The 18,641-nt window shown below is 65.7% G+C and carries 25 protein-coding genes; 1 reads left to right on the top strand and 24 read right to left on the bottom strand.

The window, feature by feature from the left end; all coding sequences use genetic code 11:
* Positions 1-3: 3 nt before the first annotated feature.
* From Q7V31_RS06170 to Q7V31_RS06270, 21 genes are all read right to left on the bottom strand, one after another.
* The gene (locus tag Q7V31_RS06170) at positions 4-795 is read right to left on the bottom strand and encodes an SDR family NAD(P)-dependent oxidoreductase (protein WP_304733142.1); all 792 of its coding nucleotides are present in this window, start codon (positions 793-795) and stop codon (positions 4-6) included.
* 141 nt (positions 796-936) lie between these two features.
* Positions 937-1,143: a hypothetical protein gene (locus tag Q7V31_RS06175; RefSeq protein WP_304733143.1), complete on the bottom strand. Its 207-nt coding sequence runs from the start codon at positions 1,141-1,143 to the stop codon at positions 937-939.
* A 170-nt stretch (positions 1,144-1,313) separates the two neighbouring features.
* Positions 1,314-1,523 carry a hypothetical protein gene (locus tag Q7V31_RS06180; RefSeq protein WP_304733144.1) on the bottom strand — a complete coding sequence of 70 codons (210 nt, stop codon included), beginning with the start codon at positions 1,521-1,523 and terminating at the stop codon, positions 1,314-1,316.
* Positions 1,524-1,573: 50 nt separating this feature from the next.
* A complete protein-coding gene (locus Q7V31_RS06185) occupies positions 1,574-5,479 on the bottom strand; it encodes a glycoside hydrolase/phage tail family protein (RefSeq protein ID WP_304733145.1) in 3,906 nt (1,301 codons plus the stop codon).
* A 3-nt stretch (positions 5,480-5,482) separates the two neighbouring features.
* On the bottom strand, positions 5,483-5,926 hold the full coding sequence (locus Q7V31_RS06190; RefSeq protein WP_304733146.1) for an NlpC/P60 family protein: 444 nt from the start codon (positions 5,924-5,926) through the stop codon (positions 5,483-5,485).
* Between the two features lies 1 nt (position 5,927).
* Positions 5,928-6,812, bottom strand: a complete 885-nt coding sequence (locus tag Q7V31_RS06195; protein WP_304733147.1) for a DUF2163 domain-containing protein — start codon at positions 6,810-6,812, stop codon at positions 5,928-5,930.
* A gap of 4 nt (positions 6,813-6,816) precedes the next feature.
* Entirely contained in the window at positions 6,817-7,449 is a 633-nt protein-coding gene (locus tag Q7V31_RS06200; RefSeq protein ID WP_304733148.1) for a DUF2460 domain-containing protein, read from the bottom strand.
* Position 7,450: 1 nt separating this feature from the next.
* Complete coding sequence (locus Q7V31_RS06205; RefSeq protein ID WP_304733149.1) at positions 7,451-8,080, bottom strand: phage tail tape measure protein; 630 nt, start codon at positions 8,078-8,080, stop codon at positions 7,451-7,453.
* Between the two features lie 31 nt (positions 8,081-8,111).
* Positions 8,112-8,750: a MalM family protein gene (locus tag Q7V31_RS06210; RefSeq protein ID WP_304733151.1), complete on the bottom strand. Its 639-nt coding sequence runs from the start codon at positions 8,748-8,750 to the stop codon at positions 8,112-8,114.
* 25 nt (positions 8,751-8,775) lie between these two features.
* Positions 8,776-9,504 carry a hypothetical protein gene (locus Q7V31_RS06215; protein WP_304733152.1) on the bottom strand — a complete coding sequence of 243 codons (729 nt, stop codon included), beginning with the start codon at positions 9,502-9,504 and terminating at the stop codon, positions 8,776-8,778.
* Positions 9,505-9,687: 183 nt separating this feature from the next.
* Entirely contained in the window at positions 9,688-9,903 is a 216-nt protein-coding gene (locus Q7V31_RS06220; protein ID WP_304733154.1) for a rcc01693 family protein, read from the bottom strand.
* The gene (locus Q7V31_RS06225) at positions 9,900-10,220 is read right to left on the bottom strand and encodes a gene transfer agent family protein (RefSeq protein WP_304733156.1); all 321 of its coding nucleotides are present in this window, start codon (positions 10,218-10,220) and stop codon (positions 9,900-9,902) included. The genes Q7V31_RS06220 and Q7V31_RS06225 overlap by 4 nt, the downstream gene beginning before the upstream one ends.
* A 2-nt stretch (positions 10,221-10,222) precedes the next feature.
* Positions 10,223-10,636, bottom strand: coding sequence for a phage major tail protein, TP901-1 family (locus Q7V31_RS06230; RefSeq protein WP_304733158.1), 414 nt, complete (start codon positions 10,634-10,636; stop codon positions 10,223-10,225).
* Between the two features lie 16 nt (positions 10,637-10,652).
* On the bottom strand, positions 10,653-11,054 hold the full coding sequence (locus Q7V31_RS06235) for a DUF3168 domain-containing protein (protein ID WP_304733160.1): 402 nt from the start codon (positions 11,052-11,054) through the stop codon (positions 10,653-10,655).
* Positions 11,051-11,371, bottom strand: coding sequence for a phage head closure protein (locus Q7V31_RS06240; RefSeq protein WP_304733162.1), 321 nt, complete (start codon positions 11,369-11,371; stop codon positions 11,051-11,053). The genes Q7V31_RS06235 and Q7V31_RS06240 overlap by 4 nt, the downstream gene beginning before the upstream one ends.
* Entirely contained in the window at positions 11,368-11,925 is a 558-nt protein-coding gene (locus Q7V31_RS06245) for a head-tail connector protein (protein WP_304733164.1), read from the bottom strand. The genes Q7V31_RS06240 and Q7V31_RS06245 overlap by 4 nt, the downstream gene beginning before the upstream one ends.
* Positions 11,926-12,212: 287 nt before the next feature.
* Positions 12,213-12,641 carry a hypothetical protein gene (locus tag Q7V31_RS06250; RefSeq protein WP_304733166.1) on the bottom strand — a complete coding sequence of 143 codons (429 nt, stop codon included), beginning with the start codon at positions 12,639-12,641 and terminating at the stop codon, positions 12,213-12,215.
* A gap of 10 nt (positions 12,642-12,651) precedes the next feature.
* The gene (locus tag Q7V31_RS06255) at positions 12,652-13,947 is read right to left on the bottom strand and encodes a phage major capsid protein (RefSeq protein WP_304733168.1); all 1,296 of its coding nucleotides are present in this window, start codon (positions 13,945-13,947) and stop codon (positions 12,652-12,654) included.
* A 28-nt stretch (positions 13,948-13,975) separates the two neighbouring features.
* Entirely contained in the window at positions 13,976-14,524 is a 549-nt protein-coding gene (locus tag Q7V31_RS06260) for an HK97 family phage prohead protease (RefSeq protein ID WP_370690633.1), read from the bottom strand.
* 144 nt (positions 14,525-14,668) lie between these two features.
* The gene (locus tag Q7V31_RS06265; protein ID WP_304733169.1) at positions 14,669-15,229 is read right to left on the bottom strand and encodes a hypothetical protein; all 561 of its coding nucleotides are present in this window, start codon (positions 15,227-15,229) and stop codon (positions 14,669-14,671) included.
* A 155-nt stretch (positions 15,230-15,384) separates the two neighbouring features.
* Complete coding sequence (locus Q7V31_RS06270) at positions 15,385-15,627, bottom strand: hypothetical protein (RefSeq protein ID WP_304733170.1); 243 nt, start codon at positions 15,625-15,627, stop codon at positions 15,385-15,387.
* 44 nt (positions 15,628-15,671) lie between these two features.
* On the opposite strand from Q7V31_RS06270, the gene Q7V31_RS06275 reads away from it, so the two are divergent.
* Entirely contained in the window at positions 15,672-15,968 is a 297-nt protein-coding gene (locus Q7V31_RS06275) for a hypothetical protein (protein ID WP_304733171.1), read from the top strand.
* 28 nt (positions 15,969-15,996) lie between these two features.
* Here Q7V31_RS06275 and Q7V31_RS06280 read toward each other — a convergent pair whose 3' ends face one another.
* The 3 genes from Q7V31_RS06280 to Q7V31_RS06290 all read right to left on the bottom strand — a co-directional run bounded on the left by Q7V31_RS06280 (position 15,997) and on the right by Q7V31_RS06290 (position 18,345).
* Positions 15,997-16,419 carry a hypothetical protein gene (locus Q7V31_RS06280; RefSeq protein ID WP_304733172.1) on the bottom strand — a complete coding sequence of 141 codons (423 nt, stop codon included), beginning with the start codon at positions 16,417-16,419 and terminating at the stop codon, positions 15,997-15,999.
* Between the two features lie 45 nt (positions 16,420-16,464).
* A complete protein-coding gene (locus tag Q7V31_RS06285; protein WP_304733173.1) occupies positions 16,465-17,028 on the bottom strand; it encodes a hypothetical protein in 564 nt (187 codons plus the stop codon).
* A 114-nt stretch (positions 17,029-17,142) separates the two neighbouring features.
* Positions 17,143-18,345: a phage portal protein gene (locus Q7V31_RS06290; protein ID WP_304733174.1), complete on the bottom strand. Its 1,203-nt coding sequence runs from the start codon at positions 18,343-18,345 to the stop codon at positions 17,143-17,145.
* Positions 18,346-18,641 lie beyond the last annotated feature (296 nt).

Genomic DNA, 18,641 nt, shown 5'->3' on the forward strand with positions numbered 1-18,641 from the left:
TCCTCACGTCACCAGGGCGGTCGTACCGCCGTCGATCCGGATATTCAGCGCGTTGATCGCGCCCGCGCGCGGACTGGCGACGAAAGCCACCAGATCGGCGATTTCCTCAGGCAGCGGAATCTTTCCCGTCAGATTGCCCATGAAATTCTTCAGCACATGCGGCTCGACCTCGTCCCATGTCGTGCCCCAGCCGCGCTCGCGGCCTTGCGCCAGAAACCGTTCTTCGACTTCCTTGGTGCGGATCAGGCCCGGTGAAACGAGATTGACGGTGATGCCGCTGCCCTTGAGTTCCTTCGCTAGCGAAATCGTCATCGTCGCCAGTGCGCCCTTCGACGCATAATATTGCGGCATGCGCGCGGCGGGCTCGGTCGAGCCGATGGTGCCGAGCATCACGATGCGGCCCCAGCCCTTGCGCTGCATCGCGCCCATGAAGGCGCGCGTCAGGCGCATCGCCGACAGCACGTTCTTTTCATAGGCCTCGATCCAGTCCGGCGTTTCGGACTTCGTCCACGAGCCTGCATCGGCCGTGCCGTAATTGTTGATCAGAATGTCGACATCGCCCGCAGCGGCGGCGACTTCGGCCGCACCGGCATCGTTCAGAATGTCGCCCGCGATACCGCGCGCCGAAAATCCGAGGCCGCGAATTTCGGCGGCGACCGCGTCGGCAGCATCTTGCGCAAAGCCATGCACCAGCACATCGGCGCCCTCGCGCGCCAACGCATGCGCGATGGCGCGACCGGTGCCGCGATGCGCGCCCGAGACGAGCGCCGTCTTGCCGGTGAGATGAAAATCCATAAACGCCGTTCCTGCCCGTCGCCCCTTATCGTTCGGAGGCGTTTCTAGCAGGATATGGTTCGCCTGTCCGCGTGGGAACAGGGGCGTTTCGGATTTGGAAGGAGATCGTGGGGGAAGAGCGCCGCGAAGGCTGGTGGCGGATCAGAATTCCGCTGCGGCAAGCGTCACCGGCGCAACATCGACGGCGACCTGCGCCGTGACCGGAAGTGACGCGACACTGAACAAGGCGGGATAGTTCTTGCCGGTATAGACGCCCGCCGAAAAGAGCATCGCGGCGCAGGCGCAAATGCCTGCCACCGCGGCCATGCGGCGGCGTGAGCGGCGATTGTAGAAGATCTTTCGGGCCATCGGAGTTGTCCCCCTGACGTCTCAAGTCCGTTCGGTTCGGGGTACGCTACAATGACGATTTTATGGTGAAATATTTAAGAGATTTCTAATCGAACCCGTCTGTTTCGATGCAATATTGAGCGAATATTTGTACCCCCGGCGCGGTTTTCCGGCGCCGGGGGTGGTTTTTCTCAGAAATACCGGCGATCGGCCTCTTCCTTGGCGTGCCCGATATTCAGTGCCACACAGTCAAGCACCCGGTAGAGCTTGCCGATCAGCGTGTCGTCCTTCGGCGTCGGCGTTGCGGCGGCAATGGCCGAGGCAGCGCCGACAATTGCCAGCGCGGCCTCGAGCCACACCAGCCAGCCGCCAGGCAATATCGATGCAAGAAATTCCAGCATGTTTCGGTCCTCCGGTTGAGCCCTTGGGGCGGGCGAAAGGTACAAAACGGTCAGACGGTCAAGGTCGCGCGTCGGCCCGCGCCGCGGCCGAAGCTGGCGCTCAATTGACAGACGGTGACCTCGAGCGCCGGAAATCCGGAGCTGCCGAAATCGGCAATCTGGTCGGCTGCGCTGTAGACCGCGCGCGGCTCTGTTGCCGCGATAACGCGCTTGACCGCCTCACCGTCGTGGATGTCGATTTCGTAAGCTTCGCTTTCCTCGCCGAGCGGCACGTCGAGACCGGTCCAGCTGTCGCCGCCAATGCGGGTGCGGCGGATCCAGCCGAGTTCAATATCGCCGCCTTCGCCGCGCCGCACGCGCAGATGCACCGGGCTCAGCGGACGCAGGCCGATACCGTCAAAAATGCGCTCGATGCTGACATAGGTTTCATCGTCGAGCGGCAGCGGCGCCGGCCCATAGGCCCAGAGCCGTGCGAGGCCGCGTTCGGTATCGCTCATGCCGAGTTCGCTCACCGCCTCGTCGAGCAGCACAAAGCGCGCACCGGGCGCGAGCGGCGCGCGCATGGCGCCCTCGCTTCCGCCCTGCCCGCGCAGCAAGCCGGACAGCAACACCTCATTGGGCGCGACCAGCAGTGCCGCGCGAAACTGGATGATCTCCCAGTCGCCTTCCGGCGTTTCAAGAGCGGCGGCATTGGCGCCTGCCAGCACTGACAGCATGTCGGCGCTGGCCAGCTCGCCGCTTGAAAGCGCGATCGTCAGCTCGTTCGCCTCGTCCCAGCGGCCAACCGGCCCCGGCATCAGCGGCGTCAGTGTGAAGCCGAGCGTCGCCGGCCGCGTGACCACGCGGTCAAAGGCGAAGCCCGCGCCGGCGCTTTTGAAAACGGCGATGCCGCCCGGCCATGGATCGGCGGCCACGGCAATACGCGGCGCATGCGGCGTCTCTTCGCCGGTCAGCAGCGGCAAATCCATGAAGACGGCGAGCGGCGTTCCATAGCTCGGTGCCGCCGCCGGCGAACTTGAGCGGACGGGTGCCGTGACCGGCCCGTAAAGGCTCTCTTCCGTCCCGACGCCACGGCAGCTCCGCATATGCGTGTCGGCGATCTCGGTCAGGCGAAAGCGTGCTTCACGATGCGGCAATTCGAGCGTCACCACATCGCCGGCATCGAGCGCGAGACGGCTCGGCGGCAATGCGAGTGCGGCACGCTCGCGTTCGCTCCAGGCTTTCTGCATCCAGATATCGGCAATCGCTTGCGCGGCCGGTTGCGTCAGCACCATCGGCAGCGTCGCCGTCGCCACGCGCGCGCTGCGGCCCGCCAGCCGCCGCGCCTCGACCGCCGCCTGCCGGTATTCGCCGCCGCCATCGATATAGACGATCTTCGCCGCATTCGGCAGTTCGGTCTCCTGCCCGCGCGTCAAGGCATAACCGGGTGCGGCGCTGTTGTCGTCAACCGCCAGTTCATCGGGCGTCAGGCGCGCGACCGGCACGTCGCCAAAATGACGGAAGCGAATGACACCCTGCGTTTCGGCGGCATCGAAGAAATGCGCCAGCATCAGCGGCTCCAGCGCCGCGCGCGGCGAGATGATCCGGTCGATGACGAAACCTTCGACCGTGCCGCCCAATTCGCCGACATCGAATTCCGCAAAGCCGGCCTCGCGCATGATCGCCGCGGCAAGGTCGGCAAGCGGCGCGGCGCCCATGCGGCCGTTGAGCCAGTGGCCGCGCTGCCAGTTCTCACCATCGGTCCAGATGTCGATCCGTTCCGGAAAGGTCGGGAAGGGGCGTGCGTCCCAGGTCCAGAGGAAGATCCGCGCCGGATCGACCATCGGCCCGCCATAAACCGCCGACACCGGATTGGCGCCGGCGACATGATCGGCATGCGCCGGGTTCCAGTAGCTCATCTGCGCTTCGATGAAACGGCGCTGGATGAAATCGTCGCGGGTGCCGCGCGAGAAATGCGGCAGCGCGCTTTCGGCCGATTTCGGATCGACGAAAACATTCGGCTGGTTGGTGCCCTTGTCGATGGCCGGGCAGCCGAGTTCGGTGAACCAGATGGGCTTCGATTGCGGCAGCCAGGCCGTCGGCGCTTCGGCCTCGATGCCGCCCGGCCGGTTGTGGTGAGCGTTCGACCACCAGGACTTGATGTCCTTGGCGCTCCAGACCCAGGGTTTGCCATAGGCGCCGTCGGCGATCGGCGTGCGCAGCTGGCTCGCGCGGTCAGCTTCGCTCGCATAATACCAGTCGAAATCCTCGCCGCCGGCGATGCGGCTGTGCAGGTAGTCGAGATCGTTGATCGAGCGCCAGCCTTCTTCGGCGTCGAGATGGATCTGTCCGTCGCGCCAGTCGCTCAGCGGTGCGTAATTGTCGATGCCGATGAAATCCACATTGGCGTCGGCCCAGAGCGGATCGAGATGAAAATGGAGATCGCCTGTACCGTCGTCCGGGGCGTGACCGGCATATTCCGACCAGTCGGCGGCATAGGAGACCTTCGTTCCGGGTCCGAGGATCGTCTTCACATCGGCGGCAAGCGACTGCAATGCCACAACGGCCGGATAGGCATCGGCGCCGCTCCGCACCTGTGTCAGTGCCTTCAGTTCCGAGCCGATCAGGAAAGCATCGACCCCGCCCGCCTGCACGCAGAGATCGGCATAGTGCAGCACCATGCGGCGATAGGACCATTCGCCGGCGCCGGGTGCGGCGCTACCGAAAAAGCTTTCGACCTGCGTCGCCGCGGCGCTCGTCTTGTCGGGCGTGCCGTCGCGGCCGGGCGCCGGATCGCAGGTGATCCGGCCGCGCCAGGGAAAGGACGGTTGGCTTGTCCCGCCCCAGGGATCGGGCTTGGTATTACCTGCCGGCACATCCATCAGCACGAAGGGATAGAAGACGGCGCTCATTCCGCGCGCCTTGATATCCTGCAACGCACGCACCACCGAGGCGTCCGAAGGCGTGCCGCCAAAGGCCGGGCGCCCCTCGATCTGGCTGACGGTCTGCGCGGCCGTGCGGCCGATCCCCGCCACGCTCCAGCTTCCGGGTTGCGTGATCTTGTGACCGATCTCGACCTTGGGACGCACCGTGCAATGGCCGCAGCGCAGATCGTCGCCGAACCAGGCGACGACCAGCGACACGGCACGCGCATTCGGGCAGGTCGCCTCCAGTTCGTCGAGCGCCACATGCCAGTCGGCGCGGCCGTCCGAGCTGTGCCGATTGAGCGCCCGGCTCGATGTCTCGCTGAGGATCTCGCGTTGCGGCTGCGTGTCATAGACGAACTCCCCGGCGCCGGGAATCATCGTCACCGCGCGCACAAGGCCCTCGATCTCGCTCAGCGAGCGGAAGACCTCGAAGCTCAATTGCGGGATGCGGTTGCCGAAAGGCGTTACATCCATGTTCTCGAAGACGATATAGGCCGTGCCACGATAGGTCGGCGCGGCATCCGCGCCTTCAACCGCCTCGATCAACGGATCGCGCTGCTGCGCCGCGTCGCCCTTGTGCAACCGCCATGTCAGGCCCGAAAGCGAGAGCGGCTTGCCGTCGGCCCAGATACGGCCGATGCGCGTCACCGCGCCCTCGCAAAGCGCCACCGCGAAGGAAACGCTGTAGCTGTATTCGGTGACCGTAACGCTCGACCCGCCGCCGCCCTTGCCGCCGCCGGAGGAGCGCTTGCGCACATGCTCCTTGTAGTGGGTGGCCCAGATCACCTGTCCGGCGAGCCGCGCCCGCCCGTAGAGACGCGGGATCGGCGCGCCCTCGGTCGAGGCCATCACATGCAGTTCGTTGAGACGCGGTCCCTGCGCGCTGGCCGATGAACCGAAAAGCTGTGCATCGACATAGGCGCCGAGCCCGGTGCCGATCGCGCTGCCCAGCGCCGCGCCGCTGATGCTCGCGCCGAAAAAGCTCAGGCCCGACGGCAGGAGCGTGTTGCCGAGCGCCGAGCCGACCGAGGAAAGAACCAGCGTTGCCATGCGTCAGTCGTCCGTTCCGGGAAAGCGAAAGGCAAAGGCCGCCCGTGCGCGCCACCAGCGGCCCATGCTGGTTTCGACAACGGCGCGGCCCGACCAGGCATGAATCATCCGCTCCGGCGCGCTCAGGATCGCGGCATGTTTGGCCGGGCCGCCGGGGCGCATGCGGAACAGCATCACCTCGCCGGCCTGCGCGTCGGCAACCGCGATTTCCGTCATGTGCCGCCGCGCGGCGTCCGCCATCGTCTCCTCGGTCGCGCTGCCCGGCGCCTCGGCCCAGTCGGGCGTATAGGGCGGCGGCGCTTCGGGCTCGGCGCCGATTGTCTCGCGCCAGACGCCGCGCACCAGACCGAGACAATCGGTGCCGGCGCCTTTCAGGCTCGCCTGATGGCGATAGGGCGTGCCGATCCAGCCGCGCGCGGCGGCGACGATGTCCGCGCGTGTCGTCATCTCAGGCCCGCCGGCTGCCGTCGTTCGGGCCATCGCCCGCGCGCGCCAGCACGAAATCGTTACCCGGCATATGCGGGAAGCCGCGAAAATTGACGCCGTTCGAAAATTTGGCGCGACAGGTCGCGAACTGCTTGTCGCAACCGGCCGTCACGACGAATGTGTCGTCGGGCGCAACGCCGCGCGCCATCGCCCGCCAGAGTTCGAGCCGTGTGCCTTCGGGCGTCAGGGCATGTGCCTTCACTTCCATCGCCGCACCGTCATTCGCGCCGCCGCTGAAGACAATCCTGCCGCGCTCGAACCAACCTTCGGCGAAAGCCTCGAGCCCGCTCGCCACGATGATGCGGTCGCCCTCGGCGCTGACGACGGTGCCCGCGCCGCGAAATTGATCCGCATCGAGCGCAATGCCGCAACGCGCGTCGCCGAGATCGGCGTCGCAGCCATACTGGAAGATGCGCCCCACCGGCTGATTGAGGCGATGGGCAAGGCCGCGCAGTTCGGCGCTGAAGGCCACACCCGACCGCGTCACCTCGCCGAGATTGCCCTTGCGCAGCAACATGCGCTCTTCCACCGCCTGCCAGTTGACGCGCCAGATTTCGAATTCGGCATCGTCATAGAGTCCGGCGGCGAGATCGCCCTCCTCGATCCGCGCCGATGAAAGCGCGCCGGCGACATCGAGATTGTCGACGGCGAGCCCCGAGGAATGCTCGAGCGCCGTTGCCGTGAAACCGCCCGCGGCTTCGTAGGTCAGGCCGTCGAAGCCGAGATCGCGGTCGTGATCGGTAAAGCCCATCGCCGTGCCATCGGCGCGGGTCAGCTTCCAGCAGGTCGCCAGCGTCGTTGCGCCGGACGCCAGATGCGCGGCAAGCGCGGGGGGCAGGGTTTTCATCGGTTCAGATCCGGATTTCGATGATCGGCACGTCGGGGACGCTGCCGGCGTCGAAGGCGCCGAGGTTGATGTCGAGAAAATCGGTGTCGAAGCGCACCGGCACGTCGAATTCGAAGCCCGCCGTAACCATTGCGCCCGCCTCGGGTGCGGCCGTGAAAGCGACAAGGCCGGCTGTCGGGTCGGCCGTGAAATCGGTACCCGCCGCCATCTCGATGCCGCCGACCGCGACGCGCACGCTGTCCGCCACCGGCTTGGCGATTGCGCGCGTGTAGCTCGCGCCGCCTGAACTGTAATGCTTGACCAGCGGGAAACTCAGCCGCGCGCCGTCGCCCGTGCCCAGCAGCTGGTCGGCTGGCGCGACGCTCGCGCCCGGCGCGCAACTCTTGCCGTCGACGCGGTCGTGCCAGCGGAAGCCGTGCAGCCGCCCGTGACGCGCCTCGAAAAATTCGATCAGCGTGTGAATGTCGTCGAGCGCGCGCAGGCCGAGGCCGGCATTCCAGCGCCGCCGCGACAGCGCCCAGGGGCTGTTGCGCTCCTCATGGCCCGAGCCCAGTGTCACGATCTCGGTGCGCCGCTCCGGCCCGCCCGAGGCGCCGAAGCCGATCGCCAGCGGAAAGCGGATTTCATGAAAGGCCATGTCAGAGGTTCCGGGCGCCGCGCGCCGCCGCGCGGGCCAGCATCGCGGCGATCTGGGATTCGGAACGGCGGAAGCTCTCGGCGTCGGTGGCGGTCACATTGAAGGTGACGTTGATGACGCCCGCGCCGGCTTCCGCCGCCACGCCGAGGCGGCCGTCGCGGCTGCGCTTCAGCGGTAAGATCGCTTCGGGCCCGGCCTCGCCGGCAAGCCCGGTTCCGCCGCGCAATGGAAACAGCAGCGGACTGTTGACGACGCCGCCTTTGGCGAAGGGCAGCACACGGCCATCGGCAAAGGTATTGCCCCGGGCGCTGCCGACCAGCGCACCGAACATGCCGCCGATCCCGCCCGCCACGGCGCCCGAGATCGAGCGCGTCAGGCTTTCCAGCGCCAGGCGCGAAATGTCGAGCGCCAGTTTGCGCAGCACATCGGAGAGCGAACGGCCCTTCAGCGCGACGCCTTCGAAGGCGGATGTCAGCGCGCGGCCGAAATCGCGCCCGCCCGCGCCGGCGCGGCGATAATCCTCAGTGACGCCGCGCAAGGTGCGTTGCGTTTCGAGGCCGAAGGCGCGCGTTGCCGCGGCCGCCGCCTCCATGGCGCGCGTCAGCGCCGCCGGATCGGTGTCGGGGGTCATGATGGTCCTGAAATGGCTTGGAGGTCGCGGTCTATCTGGCGTTCTGGATCGGCGTTGCCGACACGTCGATCGTGCCGCCATGCGAATAGGTCATCTGCGTCGTCGATTCCGAGCCGGTATAGACGGCGAACATCGCCGTGCCGGTCGAGATCATCTGCTGATGGGTCCGGCCGCTCAGCCGCGCGATGTCCTGGCCCACCAGCTGCGGATCGGAGGCGATGACCAGATAGCGTTCCTCGTCGCGGATGCGCAGCACCGCCGACAGGGCCTGACCGCGGAACAGCAGTGCTTCGCGGTCGATGCGGCGCGTCTCGGCGCCTTCTGCATCGAGCAGCGCCAGCTGCGGCGCGAAAATGCTGTTCTGCCCGGGCAGGCTGCGCAGCGTCACCATGTAGGGCTCGCCGGGCGCCGGCAGCGCCAGGATACGGTAGAGGCTTTTGGCGCCGTCCCGTTCGATGCAGGGACTGCCGGCGTCGATGGTCACGCGTTCGGGCTTCTTCTTGTCCTCGGCGTCGAAGGGCAGCGACTGCGCCCGCGCGAGGCTGGGGCTTTCGCTGCAGTTCGACGGTGCGATCTGCACGATCGGCGGCGGGCCGGGCTGCGTCGTCTCGCAACCTGCCAGCGCCAGCGCCGCCAGCGCCGGCAGTGCCTTCGACAAGGCTGTTCTCATCGCCGCACCCCTCCCCTTCCGCGTGTCAGCGCATCAGTGCCGCGATGGCTTCGGTCGATTTGACGAAAGCCGTGTCGAGGCCCGCTACGGCGTGTTCCGGACTGCCCGTCAGGGTGTCGAAGGAACCGAAGGAATATTCCGCATCCGGCGCAATGGTCACATGCCGGGCCTGGTCATAGGTGCCGATCGGGTTGTAATAGATGCTGTCCTCCATCAGCACGCTCGAATTGCGCGCGCTGACGAGACGCACGGTCGCCGCCAGTGTCGGGCGATAGGGCGTGCCCGCCGTGATGCCGGCAGCGATATAGCCATAGTGATTGAGCACGACATCGAGATAGGCATCGACTTTCGGCTCGCCGCTCGCGGGCGGATAGGTTTCGAGAAAGGCGGTGGTGCTGGTCCGTGTCGTCGGCACCGAGACCACCGTATAGCCTTGTGCCTCCAGCGAGGCCTTGATGCCGTCGGTCAGCCGATCGCGTGCGGAGAAATTTTGGCCACTCAGCAGCGACGACAGCTTGCTCTCACGATTGGCCTGGATGCCGGCATCGATCAGCGCGCCCACCAGGCCGAAACTCTGGCCAACGGTACTGGCCAGCACCGCGGAGGGCCCACTGGGCGTTGCCGGGCTCACCAGCCCGATGGTCTTCATCTCGCCCGAGGAACTGCGATCGAACGGCACGACAGGTTTTGTTGCACAAGCGGCCAGAAACGACAGCGCGGCGAATGCCAGCGCGACGCGAGTGAAAGCGATCATCGGTATGCCCCCGGAATTATGTCCCCCATGCAGGACCGGCAGCTTGTGCAGCGGCCCCGACACTAAAACGCTACTTTCGGAATGCGGCTTGCGCAATCGTCAAATGCCGGACGGGGCGATGTATATCGGCAACAGGCCCTCGATTTTTGTCAACATTTCGCGCGGAGCGCGCCTTTTCCGTCATCAGTCTGCGGATGAAGCGGGCGGTGCATCCGGAAACCGCGTCATCAATGCCGCAAGCTCGCCGCGCGCCATCGGTGCATCGGTCGCCGGCTGAAGCGCCCGCGCGGCGGCGGCGAGTTCGGGCAGGGTCAGCCGCCAGAAGCGATCGGGCGCGAGGCGCAGCCGCCCGAGGCCCAGCGTCATCGCTTCCGCCCAGGGAAAGCGCGGTGGGCTCACGATGCCGCCGCGCCGCCGAATGTCGCCGCCAGCAGATCGGCGACGATGGCGATGTAGCCCGCGGCACCGCCATCGGCCGTCAGCCGCGCCACTTCGGCGTCCGAAATCTCGGCGCCGGCACCACGCAACCCCGCGCCGATCACGCACACGGCGTCCATCGCCGAAATGCGTCCGGTCTCGAAGCGTGCGGCCAGCGCCAGCATGTCCTCGCCGCCAAAGGCCTGTTCGAGTTCGGCCAGCGCGCCCAGCGTCAGCACCAGCAGGCGCCGCTCGCCGCCCAGCATGGCCTCGATTTCGCCTCTGTGCCGGTTGGCCATGCTCACGCGCCGGCAAAGGAAATCTGGCCGGCGCTTTCCAGCGCCAGGTCGAATGTCACCTCGCCGTCATGTTCGCCGGAAAATTCCAGCGCCACGATCTGGAACGGGCCCTCGACGGTGCCGAAATCGGGGATCACCACCTGCCAGTCGCGGATCGCGCCGTCGAAGAAGATCTGCCGCACGCTCGCATCCGAGCCCGCATCCTTGAAGATGCCGCGCCCCGTGATCGCCGCCGTGCGGACGCCGGCGCCTTCCAGCAGCTCGCGCCAGCGCCCGGCCGATTCCGCATGGGTGATATCGACGGGCCGTGCATTGAAGGCCAGCGCGCGGGTGCGCAGTCCGGCCACGGTGGCGAAGCTGCCGCTGCCGGTCTCGTCGAGCTTCACCAGCAGGTCCTTGCCTTTCTGGGCGGTCATCTGTCGCTCCTTCCTGTCATGCTTCCTCGGTCACGGCGCGGAAGCGGATGGTGCCGCGCCAGGTCGTGCCGTCGGCCTCGCGCCGCGTCTCGCTGTCGCGCAGCCGCAGATTGACCAGCGCATGACCTTCCAGAGTCAGCGCCGCGTCATGCAGCCGGGCGCCGACCGCGGCGAGGATCTCTTTCGCTTCCGCCCGGCCGCCGCGCCGCGAAAAAGCGTGCAACGACAGAAGATGTTCGGCGCCGCGGCTCTCGCCGGTGCTCCAGTCGCGTGTCTCGCTTTCGCCCAGCGTCAGGTAGGGCAGCCCCACATCGTCGGGCGGATTGTCGTAAATGCGCGCGGCCACCAGCGCCGCCAGCGCGGCGTCGGCGGCGAGCGCCGCATAGACGGCCTTCTGCAACGCCAGATCCGCGCTCATGTGCCGCCCTCCTCGCAATCGATCAGCAGCGTGTGGCGCTTGCCGTCGATATCGCTGACGCTGCGAATGTCGAGCGCCCGCCCTTGCCACAAGAGCCGCATGTCGGCGCTCACGCCGCTGCGATAGCGGATCATCACCTGCAAGGCGCGCCGCGCCTCCATGCGCTCGCCGGCCGGACGCTCGCCGCCGCCCCGCGTCATCACATGCGCCCAGACGGTCGCGACATCGCTCCAGGTCACGACGGCACCGCCGGCGCCATCGGACGTCCGCAGCGGTGCCTGCAGCGTCACGCGTTCGCGCATCGCGCCCGCGCTCACAGCCGCAGCCGCCGGTAAGGCGCGACCAGCGCCGTGATCATGCGCGGCAGCTCGGTCCCGGCGCCGACCGGCTCGCGATGCTCGAACCAGTGCGCGACCAGCAGCAGCAACGCCTGTTTCAAGGGCGGCGGCACGTCGGCGGCGGCGCCATAGCCGGCGGTGAAATCGATCTCGATGCCGGCCAGCCTTGTTGCCGGTTGCGGCCAGGCCTTAGTCGGCGCGAGGCGCGGCGCGTCGCCGGCCAGCGCCGTTTCATAAAGCGCCGCATCGAGGGCCGCCATCGCGCCCGCCGCGTCCGCAACCGCCACCGACGTCACATCCTGCACCGGCGCCAGCGGCAACATCACCGCGCCATGCGGCCAGGCATCGAGCGTCAGCCGCCAGCTCTGCGTCACGAAGGCCCGCCGCGTCTCGGCCTCGAGCGCGGTGCGCGCCGCCGCGATCAGCGCCTCGACCAGCGGGTTCTCCTCCGTCCCGTCGAGACGCAGATGCGCGCGCGCTTCCGCCAGCGTCACCGGCTCGACGGCCGGAGCGGTTAGAAGGATCAGGGCCATGGGGATGGGTTCTCTCTGGGAGGTCAAAAACCTTGGTGTCATCCCGGCGAAAGCCGGGACATGGACCGCTGCGGCCCGTGGCAAGGTGAAGATTTTGCACGCGGAGACGCGGAGACACGGAGAAGGGAAGCAAGAAAATTTCAAGCAGTGGTACAGGGAACGTTTCCTGGCGCTTCGCGCCGAAGGCGCAACAATTTTTCTTCTCTCCGCGTCTCCGCGCCTCCGCGTGAACCCTTCTTCTTCCCTTCACCTCACCCTTTGAGGGTGGAAGAAGAGAGCGCGCGCCCTCACACCGGCTTCAGATGCGCATGGGCGAGCAGCGCCAGCGCGGCAATCGGCGTGCCCTCTTCATGCGTGCCGGTCAGCACCACCGCGACGCGGCTGTAGCGCGCCGGGCCGACATAGCCGATGCGGTAGTCGCGCTGGTCGCCGGCCACATCGTCGATGGTGGCGAAGACGCCGTTTTCGTCCGGCGTCCCGCCCAGCACCTCATGCGCCGCCGTCACCGGCTGCCAGTCGCCGCCATTTTCCGAAACCTCGATCGCGCAGGCGATCGAAAGCGCCGGCGACAGCGTCTCGCCCGTCGTGCCGATACAGACGATGTGTTCGACCGCCGCAAAGCCGCGGCGGTCGACCGGCGCGCCATAGCGCGAAATCGTGGTGACGGCCGGGTCGAGCGTCTGCACCGTGGCGATATTGTTGTGAATGTCGCGCATCGTTCCCTCCTCAAGCCGCGAACTTCAACAGCTTGATCGCCTCGAAATTCTGCACCCCGCCGCCGACGCGCTTGGTGGTGTAGAACAGCACATAGGGTTTGGCGCTGTAGGGATCGCGCAACACGCGCACGCCGAGCCGGTCGACGATCAGATAGCCGCGGCGGAAATCGCCAAAGGCGATTGCCGTTTCATCGGCGCCGATCGACGGCATCTCTTCGGCTTCCGTCACCGGATAATTGAGCAGCGTCGGCGGCTGGCCGGCCGCCAGCGCCGGCTGCCAGAGATAATTGCCGTCGCCATCCTTGAACTTGCGGATCACCGCCTGGGTCGTGCGGTTCATCACGAAGCGGCCGCCGGCGCGGTAGCCCGATTTCAGCGCATAGACGAGATCGATCAGCCTGTCGGCCGGGTTGGACGCCGGAAAGGCGCCGGCGCTCCCCGTCGTAATGAAGCCGAGCTTGCCCCATTCCCAGGCGCCGTCAGCGACCTGGTCGTAATCGAGAAAGCCGCGCGGCTTTTTGACGCCGTCGCCATGGATGAAGGCCGCGCCCTCCTGTTCGACAAAGGCCGTCTGCACTTCCTCGGCCAGCCACTGGTCGATATTGACCGCCGCGTCGTCCAAGAGCGTCGGCGTCGCCGCCGGCATCGCATAAAGCTCCATCGCCGGAAACTCGATTTCGCTGAGCGTCGGCGTCGCGGTCTGCGGCCGCGCTTCGGTTTCGCCGACCCAGCCCGTCTGCGCGCCGCCGGTCGCAAAGGGCTTCTTGAAGCTCGCCGCGCCGATCTTGCGGATGCCGGCAATGGCGCGGATCGGCGAGGCCTCCGACACCAGCCGCTCGATCGCGCGCTCGGTTTCGGCCGGCACCAGATAGCCGCCATCGGGATCGGACTGCGCCGAAAGCGCCTTCGCCTCGAGCCCGCGCAGCTGATGCGCCTCGCCCTTGCGGACGTAAGTCTCGAAGGCGGCCTTGTGTTCGCGCAAAGCGGCCGGCCCGGCGCGTTCGCCGCCGAGTTCGGGGCGTTGGGCCGCCAGCGCCAGCGCCTCGACCTTCTTGGTCTGCCGGTCGAGCGCGCTGTCGAGGCGGGCGAGCTTTTCTTCGGTCAGCGGATCGGCGGCGAGCTTGCGCTCGATATCGCCCAGGCGTTCGTCATTCGCTTCCTTGAAAGCCTCGAAGGACGACATCAGCTCGTCCATCGCCTCGCGCACTTCCGTGGCGGCGGGCGCCGCCGGTGCTTCGGCGCTTTTGCTTTCGGCTTCCTTCAGCGCCGCGCCGATGCGCGGCAGATCGTCGTTCCAGTGGGACATGGATCGTCTCCGTTCGGGGGGTGAAACGTCAGCTTCGGAAAATTCGCGCCGCCGCGCGCAGGGCGCGGACCAGCGCCGCGTCGGGCGGCGGCAGGCGCTTGACGGCGCTGATCCGCGCCGCCGGCAGCATCGGAAAAGTCACGACCGAGATTTCCCAGAGGTCGAGCTCGATCAGGCGGCGCGCGCCGCGTTTGCCGTCCTTCTCGGCCCGCACCACGTGATAGCCGATCGACAAGCCGTCGACGGCGCCCGCCCGCATCAGCGCCAGCACCTCGCGGGCCCGCGTCACATCGGCCAGCAGCCGCCCGCGCACGAAAAGCCCGCGCGCGTCCTCGCGGATCTCGCTCCAGACGCCGATCACCTCGCCCGCATCATGCTGGTAAAGGAGCTTGACGCCCTTCGGCCCGCGCCGCGCCAGCGAGGCCCGGAAGGCCCCCGGCATCACGATATCGCGGCCGAGATCCTCGGCGCCGAACACGCTCGCATAGCCCTCGAAACTCCCGTCGGGCCGGACATTCTTCGCCTCGAACCGCGCCGACTTCCGCTCGGCCGCACCTATACGTTCCGCCTCGCTCACGCGCTTCCTCCGTTGTCGGATGGTTTCGGGGGTTGTCGTTCAGGCAACAAAAAAGGCGCCTCGGGGAGGCGCCTTGGTTCATTCATCACTCAAAAACGTCATGGCCCGCTTTATGCGGGCCATCCACGTCTTTCTCTCAACGGGCTAGCGAATTCGATAGGTTATTGAACTCGGTGTTGCATCTATCACTTCGATAAGCTTTCCGCTGACAACAAACTCTCTTTCCTTCGATAGATCGACCAGGAAAACGACCTCTGCTTGCGGCATGACCTGCGCCGCAGGTGGATTCGCCGGAATGACGGTCGGTGGCCCATAGGTCGTTGAAGTCGCGGCAACGGGCGTCGTCCCGATGTACCCGCTCGTTGTCGTTGTTTGCGTATTGGGAATAACGATAGGCGAACTGTTCATCGTTGTTGCGCCGGTATTGATATCCACCGCGCGACGGACAAATTTCGCGTTCGTCCCGTCAGTTCCCAGATATTGTACCGTGATCAATCCCGTTGGGGTCGTGCGTCCAAACAGGTCAGCCCGCCCAAAAGCGTTCGGCAAACTCTTTTCAGAGTTGATCGTGACTATTGCGTCGCCAATTCCGGCTCTCAGAACTTGATCGACAGGCTGCGCAATTGTGTTTTTGTGCTCGACCTGCGCGCACGCCTGAATATGAATGGCGGCCAACACGATTACCAATCCAGAGCGATTCAGCATTGCGCTTCCCCCATTGCAGCAATCAGCCCGCAGCGAGGCTCCCGCTCCGACCCTACAAAGTCAAGCAGCCAACCCCCGAAAGACGTGGATGGCCCGAATAAATCGGGCCATGACGAACTGAGGGATGTGGGTAAGGACGCAACATCATCCACCCTCTACCTCTCCAACCGCGCCTCGATCCTTGCCAGCGACGCGGTCACGCCCTTCGCGCGCTCCTCGAGCCTGGCCGTGCGCTCGACCATTTCGTCGATCCGCGCCGCGCGCGTCTCCAGCGTCGTCAGGCGCTCGGCGGCCGAGCCGGCCCAGACCAGCGCCGCCGCCGATTGCAGCAGCAGCGTCACGATCACCGCGATCGGCACCCGCCGGTCGAGATGCCAGTGTTTTTCGTCGCCGTTCATGTATGCTGCCTCCATCGCCATCCCCGCCGGAGACAGACCCCCGCATGACCCCCGATGAATGGATGATCCTCGCCATGGGCATGGCGCTTGCCTGCGCGCCGATGCTGCTGATCTGGACCGAGAAGAAATCGCGCGCCCGTGGGCTCGCCGTACCGTCGCTCTTCACCATCAAGGGCTACAGTATTTCGCCCCATGCCGGCTTCGGCGCCGCCATCGCGGTGATGCTGCTCTACGTCTCCCATGCGATGCGCGGCACCGGCATCAGCTTCGTCTTCATGGTCTTCGGCGTCGTCGCGCTGGTCGTCGTCCTCAATCACGTGCAGAAGACGAAGGCCGGTTGAGGCGGCCTGACTATCGTACGCATCGTCGTTATCGTCCGCCAGGAGCACCTATCGGCATGCCCGGTTGATTCCACCATTGAGGAAATGGGGTGTTCGATAGATCGCCCACACAGTTAGGCGCTGTATTAAAAAATTGGGTCGGATCTTTCCACTCAAGAACATCCAAATCCCGATTGACGCCGACTCCTTTTTTCCCGCCCGTCGCAATCTGAAACGTCGTTCTTGGATTAGAAATTTCGGGCATACTGCAGTTATGGCTGAACGTTCGACGACCGTCCCCTAGAGATTCATACTCCCCGCCAACATCATGACACGCGGTGCAGTAACCCCTTTGGAACGCCGATATCTCTTTCGAGCATTTCTCAATGGCCGCCGTGTCCTGCGCCCACGCGATTCGACCTGAAGCGAACAACGACACCAATGCCAAAGCCACGATCCAGAAGATTTTCATCTGTCGCCTCCTGGTCAGCGAACGACGAGCGGGTGGATTGTTGGGCTAGCGGCGTCCAGAACTGTCATTCGGGTCAATTCTACCTTCGATAAACAGTGCTTGATCGGTCTGCGACACCTCGTGATGAACAATCATGCTCGCAACGAGCAATCCGGCACCAATGACGACTATAACCAATCCGGGCGAGGCCGAAGCCAGAGCGACATTTACCCCCCTCCCTTCGACGTGAGCTCGAAAATGCGGGGCCGACACTTGACCCAAAACAAATATTGCCCCGAGCGTTACCAACACGGCGCCAAACATCGAGGTCAGAAATTTCATCCATGTCCGGCTTTGCAGCGCAACGACTGTCCGGTTGTGCCGCATTTTGATCACTTCAAGGTCGAGATATGCAAGGACGGCTGCACACTTGCCGACAGGATCCAATTTCTCAAATGTTGCTGTCTGTTCTGTACCAACCCAAAGTTTGTCCACCTTGTCTTCGATACGATGCAGTTGCGCGTAGCTTTGCCAAATGAAGACGGCGCTAAGCGTCACCACGACCAACATCAGCAATCCGCCGACCACCGGGGCCGGCACGCCCCAAATTCGCTCCGGCGTCTCAGTCACCGTCCCCTCCACTTCAAAAAGCGGCGTCTGGTCAAATACCGGCACAATCCAGGCGGCGCGACGATTATGGTTACTCTATAGTGCCGCCTTCGCCGCCGACAAGCTGACTTTCTGTCAGCTTACGGATTTTCTGTCTCCCCCATACCCCACCGCCTCGCGTTTCTCCGCATCGCTGAGGAACCCGGCGCCGCCGACCCGCGCCCACAGCGCCTCGCGTTCCGACGACAGCGCCTCGATCGCATCGGCGTCGTACCAGAGGCGCAGCTTCGCGCCGCCTTCGTAATGCGGGGCGAGCCAGCGCGTCAGCGCGCGTGCCGTGCGGCCGATGAGCGGCAGCACCGTTCCCCGCCAGAAGGCGCGGTTGGCCTCGCGGTAATTGGCATAGGTGTTGTCGCCCGGAATGCCGAGCAGCATCGGCGGCACGCCGAAGGCAAGCGCGATGTCGCGCGCGGCGGCGTTCTTCGCCGCGATGAAATCCATGTCCTTAGGGCTAAGCCCCATCGGTTTCCAGTCCAGGCCGCCTTCGAGCAGCAGCGGCCGGCCGGCATTGGCGGGGCCTGCATAATTTTCGGCCAGCTCGCGCTTCAGCCGTTCGAACTGGTCCTCGCTCAGATTGGCGCCCGCCTCGCCGCCCTTGTAAACCAGCGCGCCCGAAGGCCGCGCGGCGTTGTCGAGCAGCGCCTTGTTCCAGCCGCCGGCGGCATTGTGGATGTCGATGGCGCAGGCCGCCGCTTCGAGCGGACTGAGCCCGTAATGATCGTCAAGCGGATGGAAGAGCCGCATATGCAGCACCGGGTTTTCGCCGGCGCCCGCATCGCAGGGGATCGTCACCACCCGTCCGTTGACGGAGTACTCATAAGCCTCCGGCCAGCCCGACGCCCCCGGCACCACTTTCATGCGGTCGGGCCGCAGCACATGCAGCTCGCGGGGCGTGCCGTCCACCGCCACCTGTTCGAGATAGGCATTGCCCGAAACCTGCAGGAAGCCGAACCAGCTCTCGAAGAGGTCGGGTCCCGCCTGCGCCGCATTCGGGCGCTCCAGCAGCGTCAGCAACGGATGCGCGTCGAGCTCGCGCGCGCCCTCGTAGAGCAGCCAGGGCACACTCGCAGCCGCCTCGGCGATTGCCCGCACGCAGCGATAGGCGACCGCATTGCGCTGAAACCCCTCATCGGCCAGCGCCGCATAATCCCGCGGCGTCCAGACCGGCCGCCCCAGCGTGTGAAAGGCAATCGCCGGCGCCACGCGCGACCGCTTCGCTTCACGCGCGTCCGCGCGCGGCCGCATCAGCCGCGCAAGTTTTTGCAGCAGGTCGGCCATGAATTTGCTCCTGATGTGCCGCAACGGAAATCAAAAACTCTTCGTCATTGCGAGGTGAGGGGTGCTTTGCGCAAGCAAACGAAAAGGTCCGGTGGACCTTTTCGAACCCCGAACGCGAAGCAACCCAGAAGCGGCAAACGCGGTGCTCGTCGCTTCTGGGTTGCTTCGTCGCTTGCGCTCCTCGCAATGACGATCTTGTTGATTTAGGACGGCGAAGAAAGATTTGGCACGCAGAGGCGCAGAGGGGACGGTGTGTGCGGCCGGTTCACGTTTCCTTTCGCCTGATTTCCTTTGCC

The sequence above is a fragment of the Parvibaculum sp. genome (assembly GCF_030651915.1).
Classification (GTDB): Bacteria; Pseudomonadota; Alphaproteobacteria; order Parvibaculales; family Parvibaculaceae; genus Parvibaculum.

Excerpts from the sequence above, each read along its gene's own strand:
- Q7V31_RS06245 (WP_304733164.1), bottom strand. The coding sequence starts at position 11,925 with ATGGCCCTGATCCTTCTAACCGCTCCGGCCGTCGAGCCGGTGACGCTG.
- Q7V31_RS06195 (WP_304733147.1), bottom strand. The coding sequence starts at position 6,812 with ATGAAAACCCTGCCCCCCGCGCTTGCCGCGCATCTGGCGTCCGGCGCA.
- Q7V31_RS06190 (WP_304733146.1), bottom strand. The coding sequence starts at position 5,926 with ATGACGACACGCGCGGACATCGTCGCCGCCGCGCGCGGCTGGATCGGC.
- Q7V31_RS06235 (WP_304733160.1), bottom strand. The coding sequence starts at position 11,054 with ATGAGCGCGGATCTGGCGTTGCAGAAGGCCGTCTATGCGGCGCTCGCC.
- Q7V31_RS06265 (WP_304733169.1), bottom strand. The coding sequence starts at position 15,229 with ATGCTGAATCGCTCTGGATTGGTAATCGTGTTGGCCGCCATTCATATT.
- Q7V31_RS06200 (WP_304733148.1), bottom strand. The coding sequence starts at position 7,449 with ATGGCCTTTCATGAAATCCGCTTTCCGCTGGCGATCGGCTTCGGCGCC.
- Q7V31_RS06175 (WP_304733143.1), bottom strand. The coding sequence starts at position 1,143 with ATGGCCCGAAAGATCTTCTACAATCGCCGCTCACGCCGCCGCATGGCC.
- Q7V31_RS06290 (WP_304733174.1), bottom strand. The coding sequence starts at position 18,345 with ATGGCCGACCTGCTGCAAAAACTTGCGCGGCTGATGCGGCCGCGCGCG.
- Q7V31_RS06255 (WP_304733168.1), bottom strand. The coding sequence starts at position 13,947 with ATGTCCCACTGGAACGACGATCTGCCGCGCATCGGCGCGGCGCTGAAG.
- Q7V31_RS06280 (WP_304733172.1), bottom strand. The coding sequence starts at position 16,419 with ATGAAAATCTTCTGGATCGTGGCTTTGGCATTGGTGTCGTTGTTCGCT.
- Q7V31_RS06180 (WP_304733144.1), bottom strand. The coding sequence starts at position 1,523 with ATGCTGGAATTTCTTGCATCGATATTGCCTGGCGGCTGGCTGGTGTGG.
- Q7V31_RS06215 (WP_304733152.1), bottom strand. The coding sequence starts at position 9,504 with ATGATCGCTTTCACTCGCGTCGCGCTGGCATTCGCCGCGCTGTCGTTT.
- Q7V31_RS06270 (WP_304733170.1), bottom strand. The coding sequence starts at position 15,627 with ATGAACGGCGACGAAAAACACTGGCATCTCGACCGGCGGGTGCCGATC.
- Q7V31_RS06185 (WP_304733145.1), bottom strand. The coding sequence starts at position 5,479 with ATGGCAACGCTGGTTCTTTCCTCGGTCGGCTCGGCGCTCGGCAACACG.
- Q7V31_RS06250 (WP_304733166.1), bottom strand. The coding sequence starts at position 12,641 with ATGCGCGACATTCACAACAATATCGCCACGGTGCAGACGCTCGACCCG.
- Q7V31_RS06210 (WP_304733151.1), bottom strand. The coding sequence starts at position 8,750 with ATGAGAACAGCCTTGTCGAAGGCACTGCCGGCGCTGGCGGCGCTGGCG.
- Q7V31_RS06275 (WP_304733171.1), top strand. The coding sequence starts at position 15,672 with ATGACCCCCGATGAATGGATGATCCTCGCCATGGGCATGGCGCTTGCC.
- Q7V31_RS06225 (WP_304733156.1), bottom strand. The coding sequence starts at position 10,220 with ATGGCCAACCGGCACAGAGGCGAAATCGAGGCCATGCTGGGCGGCGAG.
- Q7V31_RS06230 (WP_304733158.1), bottom strand. The coding sequence starts at position 10,636 with ATGACCGCCCAGAAAGGCAAGGACCTGCTGGTGAAGCTCGACGAGACC.
- Q7V31_RS06205 (WP_304733149.1), bottom strand. The coding sequence starts at position 8,080 with ATGACCCCCGACACCGATCCGGCGGCGCTGACGCGCGCCATGGAGGCG.
- Q7V31_RS06170 (WP_304733142.1), bottom strand. The coding sequence starts at position 795 with ATGGATTTTCATCTCACCGGCAAGACGGCGCTCGTCTCGGGCGCGCAT.